The following is a 12799-nucleotide window of genomic DNA, read 5'->3' on the forward strand; positions in this document are numbered from 1 at the left end:
AGCATCATTTGATGTTTTGGTTTTCTGAATCATATTAGAGGTTTTTTGGAGGGCAATGCCCACCCTACAATTATAAAAAATCCCTCTTTTTAGAGGGAACTTTTAAGTAAATTTTTGATGTTGGGTTTCGTTTCCTCAACCCAACCTACAGGCTATTTATTAGCGTCTAATCTTTCTTCTAATTTGGCAATATCAAGCAAGGTTTTTAGTAAAGAATCGGGGTTTAAACTCATGGAGTCAATGCCTAATTCCACTAAGAAACGGGCAAATTCAGGGTAATCGCTGGGTGCTTGTCCACAAATACCGATTTTGCGGTTATTGCGTTTCGCTTTTTCAATTACCATGGCTACCATATCTTTAACGGCTTGGTTGCGTTCATCGAAAATGTGTGCTACTAATGAGGAATCTCGATCGAGTCCTAATGTTAATTGAGTTAGATCATTTGAACCAATGGAGAATCCGTCAAAAATTTCGCTAAATTGATCCGCTAAAATAACGTTACTAGGAATTTCGCACATTACATAAACTTGTAAGCCATTTTCACCCCGTTTTAAGCCATGTTTTTCCATCTCTGCTAATACTCGGCGACCTTCATAGGGAGTACGACAGAAAGGAATCATCGGAATTACGTTGGTTAAACCCATGTCATCACGGACACGTTTAAGCGCTTTACATTCTAAACCGTAAGCATCACGGTAGTTTTCATCGTAATAACGAGACGCACCACGCCAACCAATCATGGGGTTTTCTTCTTTGGGTTCAAAATCTGTTCCCCCCAAGAGGTTAGCATACTCATTGGATTTGAAGTCAGACATCCGCACAACTACGGGATTAGGATAGAAAGCGGCGGCGATCGTACCTACCCCTTGAGCCACTTTATCCACGAAGAAATCTGCTTTATTTTGATAGCCTAGGGTTAACTCTGCAATCTCTTTTTTCGCCGTTTCGTCCGTTAATTCATCGAATTTCATCAAGGCTAAAGGATGCGCTTTGATTTGATTAGCGATAATGAACTCTAAACGAGCTAAACCAACGCCATCGCAAGGAATTGCCGCTAATTTGAAGGCTTCTTCAGGATTACCCACATTCATCAAGATTTTCGTGCGAGTTTTGGGCAAATTGTCCAGTTGAGTTTCGATGATGTCAAAAGGTACTAAACCTTCATACACTCGTCCTTCTTCTCCTTCCGAACAAGATACGGTAATATCTTGACCTGTTTTTAGCATACCTGTCGCATTACCACAACCTACGATGGCGGGAATACCCATTTCACGGGCAATAATAGCGGCGTGACAAGTTCTTCCTCCTTGGTTAGTGACGATCGCACTAGCTTTTTTCATGATGGGTTCCCAATCGGGATCGGTTTTGTTAGTTACAAGTACTTCACCTGCTTTAAACTCACCAATTTGATGGACGTTGAGGATAACACGGGCTAAACCTTGACCGATCATTTCACCTACGGCACGACCCGTAATAAGTATTTCATTTGTATCTTTTAGTTTATAGTCACGGAGGACACTACCCGATTTTTGTGATTGTACCGTCTCTGGACGGGCTTGGACGATGAACAATTGACCCGTTTGACCATCTTTTGCCCATTCAATGTCCATGGGGCTATTTTGACCCCGTTTTGCGCTGTAATGATCTTCGATAATACAAGCCCAACGAGCCAGAGTTAAGGCTTCTTCATCGGTAATGGAATATTGCAAACGCTCGGATTCAGACACGGGAACGTTTTTAACCTGTTTGCCACCGCCCAAGTCATACACCATTTTGACTTCTTTCGAGCCAAGACGTTTATTTAAAATGGGTTTAAAGCCCTGTTTTAAGGTGGGTTTAAAGACGAAAAATTCATCGGGGTTAACTGCACCTTGTACCACGTTTTCCCCTAAACCGTAGGCAGAAGTAACGAAGGCGGCATCTTTAAAGCCTGTTTCGGTGTCGATACTAAACATAACACCTGATGAGGCTAAGTCCGATCGAACCATTTTTTGTACACCCACAGACAAAGCTACTTCAAAGTGATCAAAATCTTTTACTGTACGATATGATATAGCTCGATCGGTGAAAATGGAAGCGAAACATTTATGACAAGCATCTAAAACGTTTTTGACACCGTGTACGTTAAGATAGGTTTCTTGTTGCCCTGCAAAACTAGCGTCGGGTAAGTCTTCTGCTGTCGCGCTCGATCGAACTGCTACATCCGTATCATAGGAGCAACTACGCAAACGCATCATTTCTTCTTCATCATCGGTAGTGCAAAGATTAGGATTGTTACCGTAGCGTTGACAAAGTTTAAAATAAGCCTCAGAAATAGCCAAATTCAACTCTTTGGGGAAGGGAGTATTTAACACTAATGCCCTAGCTTGTCGCCCAACGGCTTGTAAATTAGGCAAATCTTCCACATCCAAATTAGCAAAAATCTTGCGCAGTTGATCTTCTAACCCTGCTTTTTTGACAAAGTAGCGATAAGCATAAGCAGTGGTTGCGAATCCTGTGGGTACATTAACACCTTTTGCAGTCAATTGTTGAATCATCTCCCCAAGGGAAGCATTTTTACCCCCTACCATTGGCACATCTTCGATACCCACTTCTTCAAACCAGAGGACAAATTTTTCTTGTTTGGTTGTGGTTTCAATTCTTTCTGGAGCAGTACTTACCATAATAATTAATCTCCTTAATTATATAATCTCAAACAGCCTAGAAAATAGGGAGTAAACCTTATCGTAATTGGGGAAAGTAATTTTTAACTTAATGTTTGTTTAAGATTCAGATTTTCGGGCAAACAAATATTAAGAAAAACAAAAGATTACCCCGACTAAATCTTAATTATATTTTTCGATAAAACTGTTTTTAATTCTTGGTTAAAAATCTTACAGTTTATATAAAATAAGAAAAATTAAGATCAAGTTAATATTTTTTACTTCTCTGACTGTTTTTTCTTTCTTTAAAATTACTTATCTGAATCTAACTTTATTAAAGCAGATATTATGACCAAATTATTTTTTTGATAAGAAACTTAACTATTCTTTGCAAAGATTAAACTTTATATTTTACTATGGACTAAATTACTCATTCGATCGTATCATATTTAAGTTTTATTTGATATGGCACAATACTGTTCGGATAAGCCCCCAGCCCCCAAATTTGGGGGGAGTAGATTTGGTGAAAGTCCCCCATTGGGGGATTTAGGGGGCAGACTCAAGAACTTGAAAGACTAACCGAACAGTATTGAAAACCAACTCACCAGACAATCCAGATTTAAGGGAGTATTTCACCAAAAGGAGAAAGAAACTGGACAAATTGGAGTCCGAAAAATTCAACCCAAGATGGAGAAAAATTGCATCGCAACAAAACTTCATCTGTCCAAACTTTCAGCAGTCGTTGTTTAATGGTGAATCCACGGAAATACATCACATCATTCCAAGAGCTTTAGGCGGAAGTGATTTCACTAAAAACCTAGTAATACTGCATTATTACTGCCACAAAGCTGAGCACAAAGTCGCTGTGAGGTCAACACAGAGACACAAAACGGACACACCAAAAGAGCAATACTCTACGGAGAACGCAATGGAGGAATTGTCAACAAACAAGCAACCAATACAACTTAGTTTATTTTAAAGTAGTGTAAATGCTTGAGCCGTATGCTTGGAAACTTGTATGTACGGTTCTTAGGGGAGAAAAGGGGGGCAATCCCCTCTACTTACCCGACATTGAAAGGAGCAGAGGACTGAAAACAATGACTTAAATGACATTAATTTGTCACTGATGACAATTAATTTGGCACTGTACACTTTATGGCGGGAGGCGGAATTGAACCGCCGACACGAGGATTTTCAGTCCTCTGCTCTACCAACTGAGCTATCCTGCCTGACTTTCGTCACTTATCTAATATAACTAATTTTTTTCTAATTGGCAAGAATTTTTCTAAAATTTTTTAAATTAATTATGGTGGGCATTACTCATTCTTCTTAACCAATCCTTAAACCAAGTTTTCTTGTTTTGATGGTACGATCGAGCTATGAGAATTAGTTGTTTAAAATACCAGTATATCAAATTGTTAGAAACTAATAACCAAGAATTACTGCGGAATAAAACAACTTTTCTTGTTATGTTCCATTAATTAAAGTATTATATGCGTATTGGTATTAACGGTTTTGGGCGCATCGGCAGACTAGCATTAAGGGCAGGTTGGGATAATCCAGCCTTGGAATTTGTCCATATAAATGAGGTAAAAGGTGGAGTAGCGACAGCAGCACATCTCATTGAATTTGATTCCGTGCATGGGCGTTGGCAAAAATCTATTACCGTAGAAGATGATCACCTTGTCATTGAAGGGAAAAAAATTAGTTTTAGTGAATATAGTACCCCAAATCAAGTGCCTTGGGCGGATTTGGGAGTGGATTTAGTCATCGAAAGTTCGGGTAAATTTCGCACTCCAGACACCCTCAACCCCTATTTTGAAAGCGGTGTAAAAAAAGTTGTGGTAGCCGCACCTGTCAAGGAAGAAGCGCTTAATATTGTTATGGGGGTAAATGATCATCTTTACAATCCTGAGAAACATCATCTCTTAACCGCCGCTTCTTGTACTACTAATTGTTTAGCTCCCGTGGTGAAAGTTATTCATGAAAAATTAGGTATCAAACACGGCGTAATTACCACTATTCACGATGTCACGAATACTCAAATTGTGGTGGATGCCCCCCATAAGGATTTACGCAGAGCAAGGTCTTGTATTCAATCTCTAGTACCCACCACCACAGGATCGGCTACTGCTATTGCTATGATATACCCTGAGTTGAAGGGAAAACTCAACGGTATAGCGGTAAGAGTGCCGATGTTAAACGCTTCCTTAACGGATTGTGTTTTTGAAGTCGATCGAAAAACTACAGTAGCAGAAGTCAACGCTTTATTAAAAGAAGCCTCTGAAGCAGAATTAAAGGACATTCTAGGCTATGAAGAATTGCCTTTAGTATCTATAGATTACAAAGATGATCCTCGATCGAGTATTATTGACGCACCCTCCACTATGGTTATCGATGATACTCAGGTAAAAATTTTGGCATGGTATGACAACGAATGGGGTTATTCTAATCGTCTCATAGAATTAGTTAACAAAATTAGCAATCTAGGCTAGTCAAAAAATCATAGTAAATTTTTTATCACGCAAAGACGCAAAGACGCAAAGAGGTAAAAAGATTTCTATATCTTCTCTCAATGAGTAACGCAAAGAAAAATAAGAGTTCAATTTATTGAACGTGAATCTATTAGCCGTGTAATTCATTACACGGTGAGCTATTAATTAACATCCTAATTTCTCATCTTTAATTCTTAATTCTTAATTCCTAATTGTTTTTTATGGATAAAAATTTACGCAATTATGCTTTAGTTACCTCTGCTTATTGGGGTTATACTATTACTGATGGTGCATTAAGAATGCTCGTTTTATTGCACTTTAATAAACTTGGTTTTAGTCCGATCGAAATCGCTTTTTTATTCCTATTTTACGAAATATTTGGCATAATTACTAACTTTTTAGGAGGTTGGATTGGCTCAAAATTTGGTTTAAGATTAACTCTCTATGGCGGTATCGCTTTACAAATTTTTGCCCTTGTTATGTTAGGGGTAATTAACTTTGAATGGGCAGTTTCTTTTCAGGTTTTATACGTCATGACTTCTCAGGCATTCTCAGGAGTAGCCAAAGACTTAACCAAAATGAGTTCAAAAAGTGCCGTACGTTTAGTTGTGCCGAAAGAGCAAGAATCGAAGTTGTTTAAATGGGTAGCAATTCTTACAGGTTCAAAAAATGCCCTCAAAGGTTTAGGCTTTTTTGTGGGTGCTTTTCTATTAGAAGTATTTGGCTTTAAAAATGCTTTATTTATTCAAGCATCGCTTTTATTTATCATCTTTTTAAGTGGTAAATTTCTTCCTAAAAATTTGGGCAAAATTAAAGCAAAAATTAAATTTAAACAGTTATTTTCTAAGAGTAAAGCTATCAATATTTTATCCTTAGCTAGATTTTTCCTATTCGGCGCTAGGGATATTTGGTTTGTGGTAGCCTTACCCGTATTTTTGCGCACTAATTTGGGTTGGAGTTTTATTCAAGTAGGTACTTATATGGCTTGTTGGGTTATCGGTTACGGTATCATTCAATCTTTCTCCCCCACCATCCTACGGCAAAATCAGGCGGGAAAAGCACCCCAAGCGCGTACTATCCAAATTTGGACTTCTATCTTAACTATTGTACCAGTTGCGATCGCACTGGCATTCATGGCAGGATTCAATCCTCAAATCGTCATTACAGGAGGCTTAATTATTTTCGGTATTGTGTTTGCTTTCAATTCTGCTGTCCATTCTTACCTCGTTTTAGCTTACACGGAAGATGATGACGTAGCCTTAAACGTCGGTTTTTACTACATGGCAAACTCAGGAGGAAGGCTATTAGGTACAATTACATCGGGGGTAGTCTTTCAAATGGGCGGTATCGAAGCCTGTTTATGGATTTCTAGCTTTTTCGTTTTAATCGCTTCCCTTGTTTCCTTCAAATTACCACCGATAATATCCCAATCCCCTAATACCCCAATCCCCTAATTCCCTAATTCCCTAATTCCCTAATTCCCCAACTCTCCAATCAATTATCTTAATACAAGGGTCAAAAATTATTATATGATTGGAATGAACCTTTTTCGATCGATTTAGCTATTTGTATGACAAATTTTACTGAAGGTAAGCAAAATTTTACAACTCAACTAGGTAATTTCTTCAAAACAGTAATTATTTTAGTCATGCTATCAGGGTTGGTAAGTGTTTTTGTGGAAGAAAAAAAAAGCGATTTAAAAAAAGCTAGTCAACATCTCATCTCTAGTATTTATGGGAGTCCTCCTCTTGTAATGGAAGGGGGAAATCCCTATATTCGCGCCTTGATGCGCACCATTAGCGCCAGTGAATCTAATTATCTTAATCCTTATCATGTTATTTATACGGGGAAATATGTCAAGGATTTGAGTAAACATCCCAATATTTGTGTCACCATTGTTAATGGACCGAATGAGGGTAAATGTACTACTGCTTCAGGAAGATACCAATTTTTAAACACTACTTGGGCAGAAAAAGCCTCCTTGTATCATCCTGATCCTTCAAAATTTTTGCTCTGGAAAGATTATAGTTTTGAAGCAGAATATCAAGATCAAGTGGTTTATAATTGGCTAAAAGATTCTCAGGCTTGGAATGAAGATATAACTAATTTACTAGAACAGGGTAAGATCGATCGAGTTTTAAAATTATTGTCTCCTACATGGACAAGTTTAGGTTACGGTATTGAAGATAACACCATGACGAAACATTTACCCCAAATTTATCAGAAATTACTCAAAGAAGAATTAGAAAATCAAAGAAGCTAAATAAAGATTGCTTCCTGCTTCGCAATGACAAGACTTTTTCACCTCCTACTTACTATTTAATGTAAAAACGGTAATTTCTGGACGACAATTAAACCGAATATAAGGGTAAGCCATGCCAACTCCCCGATTAGTATATTGAATCATATTTTGAACTTGGTATAAACCTTGTGGATAAGTTCTACCATTAGGGGGTAGAAAAGGCGCTCCCATAAAAGGAATACGAATTTGCCCTCCGTGGGAATGTCCAGATAATTGTAACTGAAATCGATCGAATTTAGCACTATATTGAGCATAATCTGGTTCATGGACTAACAGAATATTAACTCCTTTTTCTGGTAAATTTTTCAAGATTTTTTTGATATTATTTTTTCGATAAGTGAAACAATCAACCCCGGCAATATTGAGGATGGCATTATTTTTTTCAAAGGTATAAAAATCATTTTTTAAATTAATAATATGACTATCTTCTAAGGCTTTTTCAACTAAAGTTACTTCCGTAGCGTAATCATGATTTCCTAATACAGAAAAACTTTTATAATTAGGTTTTAAATTGATTAAACTTTTTGTTAAAATTTCTTGATCTATCGTGTAAGAATGAGCAGGAGATTGAGGGGTGGAAATACCTATTTTATTCATAAGTCTTTGAAATAATGATGAAGCTCTTTTTTTTCTATAGGAAAGTGAAGTTCCATCTAATCTTTGAAGTTCAGTCGTATTTTGAGAGAAAAAGTCTCCTGTTAATACCACTATATCAGGAGATTGTTGATTAACTAATTTGACAATTTTATTGAGTCTTTTTTGTGTCATCCATTCATTGATATGAATATCGCTAATTTGGACTATTTTCCAACCGATAAATTCTGAGTCTAAATTAGGTAAACTAAGTTCAATATTTTTAACTTTTATCCACTGAGGTTCTATCTGATAAATATATAGAAAAAAACCTAATACACTTAAACCTAAGATGATCATAAATAAGATAAATAATTTGATCAATTTAAAGAACAGTTTGATAAAATATCTGATTAACATCTAAATTTGATTCAATAAAATTAAGGATTAACTAATATATTTCTTAAAAATTTTAGTTTTCTTTCATCTCAAGTTTAACTTAAACTTTCCAAAAAAAAACAGCACATTAAAAATACTTTTATATTTAAAATTAGAACTAAATTATTCGATATTCCTCACATTTTCCGTAGAAACGTAAAATTTTACGTCTTTACAATCATTTGATTTGTTCAAAATCTTTTATGAAGAAGTTTATTATATATAGTAAAATAGTCTAAAAAAGTTCTCAATAATTAATTAATCAATGAAAATAGCTACATGGAATGTTAACTCAATTCGCACTCGTCAAGAACAAGTAAAGCAATGGTTAATAGAAAATAACATTGATGTCATTTGTTTACAAGAAACTAAAGTTATTGATGCAGATTTTCCCCTAGAAGGATTCAAAGATATAGGTTATCATACTTATATTTATGGTCAAAAAGCCTATAACGGTGTAGCGATTTTTAGTCGTCAACCTTTAGAAGATGTTAGATATGGTTTTGCTGATATTTTACCGCCTAATATTGTTAATGATTTTGATGAACAAAAACGGGTAATTAGTGGTGTTATTAATAACATTAGAATCGTTAATCTTTATGTACCTAATGGAAACTCGATCGATTCTGAAAAATATCAATATAAACTAGCATGGTTAGATTTATTAAAACAATATTTAACAGTATTAAAACAGGAAAATTCAGAGGAATTATTAGTTTGTGGAGACTTTAATATTGCCTTAGAAGATATAGATATTTATAAAGCTATAGGCAAGGAAAATCATATCATGGCTTCTAAAATTGAAAGGGAAAGTTTACGATCGATCTTAACTCTTGGTTTAACGGATATTTTCCGCAAATTTACTTCAGAAGGAAATTTTTATAGTTGGTGGGATTATCGTCAAGGAGGCTTTACAAAGAATAGAGGATGGCGCATTGATCATATTTATTTAACCGATAAATTAGTAGAAAAAGCCCTTAATTGCTATATCGATATTACCCCTAGAAAATTAACTCAACCAAGTGATCATGCTCCTGTTATTTGTGAATTTTAAATTGTAATTGTAATTGTGTTAAAATAAGATTTAGGCTTAAACATCAAGTTATAAAAGAAACATTAATTAAAATTTTCACAATCAATTTAGAGGATTGCTATATTGTTATTTATCTTTACAATGTTTAATTAAATCTTCCTTAGATAAATTTAATAATAATGGCACTATTTCGATCGAAGAAAGTTTTAATAATTTAGGAATAATTTCCTCTAATTGTCTATCAATATTTCCAAAACGATTAACAAGAATACCTTCAATAAACATTTTTTGTCCTATTTCCAAACCTTGCTGTAAACCTTGTTGTCGCCCCTGCTGTAAACCTTCTTGAATGCCAATTTGTTTATTTTCAGCAAGTTTATTTAAGTAAACGGGTGATAGTTTCATAATTAATTCTTTATCCTCTGATTCTAACATTTTGCCTTCTTTTTGATTCAATTCTAACATAGCTAATAAATTACAGACTAGCTCAATTACATTGTCTCGATGAGATGAATTTTTTGGTAAATTGTTTAACTCCTCGATCGCATTTTGTTGTAATTTACCACCTGTATTCCCGTCTTATCTTCATTTTTTTGTCGAAGTAAGGTAATTACGAATCCTGAACTCAAGAGGGTGCTATGTTATAATGAAAAAACTAAAAACCTTATAAAAAACTAGCTGATCGTGTTTTCATCACTTATCGCTGATTATAAAATTATTTTTGAACGTGATCCCGCCGCTCGTAACTGGTTAGAAGTTTTACTCTGCTATCCCGGATTACAAGCCCTTGTGCTTCATCGCTTTTCCCATTGGCTTAACAATTTGGGATTACCCCTCATACCCCGTTTAATGTCTCATTTCGGACGCTTTTTTACTGGTATCGAAATCCATCCGGGCGCTACCATCGGTAAAGGTGTCTTTATTGATCATGGTATGGGAGTAGTAATTGGGGAAACCGCCATTATTGGAGATTATTGTTTAATTTATCAAGGTGTTACTCTTGGCGGTACGGGAAAACAAAGCGGAAAACGTCATCCTACCCTTGGGGAAAATGTGGTTATAGGTGGTGGTGCGAAAGTATTAGGAAATATTCTGATCGGTAACAATGTCCGTATTGGTGCTGGTTCGGTGGTTTTAAAGGATGTTCCCTCTGATTCTACGGTGGTGGGCATTCCGGGTCGTGTAGTCTATCGATCGGGCGTAAAAGTTGATCCCCTTGATCATAGTAATTTACCTGATTCAGAGGCGATCGTAATTAAGACTCTTTTAGATCGAATTGAACAGTTAGAAAAACAGGTAACAGAGTTACAACAACAATCCCTCGAAAAACAGTTTTATTGTTCTGATTCTAGTTCTTGGATCGGCAAATAACAGTTAGAAAATAACAGTTAGAATTGACACTATTTTTATATTTATGATTATAACTTTTAATGTACCTTCCATAGCTTGTGACGTTTGTGCTAATACCATTACTAAGGCTATTCAAAATCATGATCCTAGTTCGATCGTACGCATTGATGTTGCCACAAAAGTTGTGGAAATTGACACCCAAAAAACTCCCTCAGAAATGAAACAAGTAATCATTGATGTTGGTCATGATGTTCATGAGGGGTTTTGATTAGTTTGTAGTAAGGGTTTTAACCCTTCTTAAACCCAATTTTTCATTATTGATTACTTATTGTTATAGGTCGATGAAACAAAAAATATTATGGTTAACGGCAGGTGTCAACTTATTGGTTTTTGTCCTTCCTGCTTGGGGTTTAAATGATTCTCTTTCAGAAAAAGGCATTGATGTTTTAAGGTTACACCAAGCCCCTTATAATTTACAAGGGAATAAAATTAGTATCGGTCAAGTGGAAATTGGACGACCCAAAAAATTTGCCCTTGATAAAATAAGTCCACTACATAAAAAACTACCGATCGCACGGCTTTTTTTCCGCAATCAACCTGCCGAACCTAATAGTCATATTGATAATCATGCCATGATGGTGGCTTCGGTGATGATTAGTAATCAAAAGGATTTGCGAGGAGTTGCCCCCCAAGCTAATTTATATTCGGCGGCCATTGGTTCATTAAAAAGTGCGGCACAACCCGAAGAATGTTTGACAACGCAACATATAGCCTTACAAAATAGTGGTAGTGTTCGATCGATCAATTTAAGTTTTGGAGAGTCTTTGGCAAGAGATGCACGACAAAACCCTCAATTAGACGGTAACGCTTTATTAACTCAATGTTTGGATTGGTCAGCCAGAGTCCATAATGTTCTTTATGTGGTGGCAGGAAATCAAGGGTTAGGCGGTATTCCTATTCCCACCGATAATTACAATGGTATCACTGCTGCCTATAGTATGCGCAAAGGAGGAATTTTCAGTAAAGTTGACTTTGCCAATTTAAGTATTGCGCCCATGAGTATTGCGAAAGGTTTGATTCGTCAAGAAATTAATGTAGGTGCAAGACGGGGCATTAGTTTACTCGCACCGGGTAGCAAAATTAATGTTTATAACGTAGATGGTAGAGTGGAAAAAGTAAGCGGTACAAGTTTCGCCGCTCCTCATATTACAGGTTCGATCGCGCTCTTACATGAAGCAGGAAATAAATTTTTTCAACAAAACCTCAATACATGGACAAGAGATTATCGCAATCATCAAGTAATGAAAGCAATTTTACTCAATTCCGCCGATAAATTAAAAGATCATGGTAACGGTAAATTATTAGGTATGACTCGCAATATTTACACCCAAAAAAATCAAACTTGGTTAGAAAGTGATGCTTATACTAATCCCGAAATTCCTTTAGATATGCAAATGGGAACAGGGCATTTAAACACCATGAGAGCCTATAATCAATTAAAAGCTGGTCAACATAGTTATAAGAAAAAAGTATCTAATATTGGCTGGAACTATGATGAAATTGAGGAAAACACTTTTCAAGATTATGTTATTGAAAAACCTTTAAAAGCTGATCATTTTATTTCTATTACCTTAGCATGGGATCGTTTAGTGGAATTAAATGATCTTAATAATAATCTACAATACGATATAGGTGAAACTTTTGTCGATCGAGGTTTAAATAACTTAGATTTAGAATTAATTACTAATGATCAAGAGGAAAAAATAGTCTGTTCATCTGTGAGTAAAGTAGATAGTGTCGAACATATTTTCTGCCCCATACCCAAAACAGGAGAATATAAAATTCGGGTAAAATTCACGGAAAAAATCAATAATCCCCTTCAATCCTACGGTTTAGCGTGGCAATCATAATTAGGGTTTGCCTCATAGTATTTATCGATTAGGGTGTTAGGTATGGCGTGTTAGGT

The 12799-nt window shown here is 35.8% G+C and carries 11 protein-coding genes and 1 tRNA gene; 8 read left to right on the top strand and 4 right to left on the bottom strand.

The genetic code is table 11. The features are described from left to right. Nucleotides 1-152 precede the first annotated feature (152 nt). The gene (gene ppsA, locus SYN6308_RS05960) at nt 153-2663 is read right to left on the bottom strand and encodes a phosphoenolpyruvate synthase (RefSeq protein ID WP_017293528.1); all 2511 of its coding nucleotides are present in this window, start codon (nt 2661-2663) and stop codon (nt 153-155) included. A 721-nt stretch (nt 2664-3384) separates the two neighbouring features. On the opposite strand from ppsA, the gene SYN6308_RS25975 reads away from it, so the two are divergent. Next, complete coding sequence (locus SYN6308_RS25975; RefSeq protein WP_390091426.1) at nt 3385-3621, top strand: HNH endonuclease; 237 nt, start codon at nt 3385-3387, stop codon at nt 3619-3621. A 177-nt stretch (nt 3622-3798) separates the two neighbouring features. Here the strand turns inward: SYN6308_RS25975 and SYN6308_RS05970 are convergent. After that, nucleotides 3799-3871: transfer RNA gene (locus SYN6308_RS05970), tRNA-Phe, on the bottom strand. Between the two features lie 264 nt (nt 3872-4135). Between SYN6308_RS05970 and SYN6308_RS05975 the strand changes: the two genes are divergently transcribed. The 3 genes from SYN6308_RS05975 (at nt 4136) to SYN6308_RS05985 (ending at nt 7400) form a co-directional block, all read left to right on the top strand. Beyond that, nucleotides 4136-5137 carry an ArsJ-associated glyceraldehyde-3-phosphate dehydrogenase gene (locus SYN6308_RS05975; RefSeq protein WP_017293529.1) on the top strand — a complete coding sequence of 334 codons (1002 nt, stop codon included), beginning with the start codon at nt 4136-4138 and terminating at the stop codon, nt 5135-5137. Nucleotides 5138-5358: 221 nt separating this feature from the next. After that, nucleotides 5359-6591: an organoarsenical effux MFS transporter ArsJ gene (gene arsJ / locus SYN6308_RS05980; RefSeq protein ID WP_017293530.1), complete on the top strand. Its 1233-nt coding sequence runs from the start codon at nt 5359-5361 to the stop codon at nt 6589-6591. A 116-nt stretch (nt 6592-6707) separates the two neighbouring features. Then, nucleotides 6708-7400 carry a glycoside hydrolase family 24 protein gene (locus SYN6308_RS05985; RefSeq protein ID WP_017293531.1) on the top strand — a complete coding sequence of 231 codons (693 nt, stop codon included), beginning with the start codon at nt 6708-6710 and terminating at the stop codon, nt 7398-7400. A 45-nt stretch (nt 7401-7445) separates the two neighbouring features. Here SYN6308_RS05985 and SYN6308_RS05990 read toward each other — a convergent pair whose 3' ends face one another. Beyond that, complete coding sequence (locus SYN6308_RS05990) at nt 7446-8372, bottom strand: metallophosphoesterase (protein WP_017293532.1); 927 nt, start codon at nt 8370-8372, stop codon at nt 7446-7448. A gap of 343 nt (nt 8373-8715) precedes the next feature. On the opposite strand from SYN6308_RS05990, the gene xth reads away from it, so the two are divergent. Then, nucleotides 8716-9504 carry an exodeoxyribonuclease III gene (gene xth / locus SYN6308_RS05995; RefSeq protein WP_017293533.1) on the top strand — a complete coding sequence of 263 codons (789 nt, stop codon included), beginning with the start codon at nt 8716-8718 and terminating at the stop codon, nt 9502-9504. Between the two features lie 105 nt (nt 9505-9609). Here the strand turns inward: xth and SYN6308_RS21870 are convergent, their stop codons facing one another. Continuing rightward, the gene (locus tag SYN6308_RS21870) at nt 9610-9948 is read right to left on the bottom strand and encodes a hypothetical protein (protein WP_017293534.1); all 339 of its coding nucleotides are present in this window, start codon (nt 9946-9948) and stop codon (nt 9610-9612) included. A gap of 219 nt (nt 9949-10167) precedes the next feature. Here SYN6308_RS21870 and cysE point away from each other — a divergent pair, with 219 nt between their 5' ends. From cysE to SYN6308_RS06015, 3 genes are all read left to right on the top strand, one after another. After that, nucleotides 10168-10854 (top strand): serine O-acetyltransferase, encoded by a 687-nt coding sequence (cysE, locus tag SYN6308_RS21875; RefSeq protein ID WP_017293535.1) that lies wholly within the window; start codon nt 10168-10170, stop codon nt 10852-10854. Nucleotides 10855-10897: 43 nt separating this feature from the next. After that, nucleotides 10898-11101, top strand: a complete 204-nt coding sequence (locus SYN6308_RS06010; RefSeq protein WP_017293536.1) for a heavy-metal-associated domain-containing protein — start codon at nt 10898-10900, stop codon at nt 11099-11101. Nucleotides 11102-11174: 73 nt separating this feature from the next. Next, a complete protein-coding gene (locus SYN6308_RS06015; protein ID WP_017293537.1) occupies nt 11175-12743 on the top strand; it encodes a S8 family serine peptidase in 1569 nt (522 codons plus the stop codon). The last annotated feature ends 56 nt before the right edge of the window (nt 12744-12799 follow it).

It is taken from the genome of Geminocystis herdmanii PCC 6308, from assembly GCF_000332235.1.
In the GTDB taxonomy this organism is placed as follows: Bacteria; Cyanobacteriota; Cyanobacteriia; order Cyanobacteriales; family Cyanobacteriaceae; genus Geminocystis; species Geminocystis herdmanii.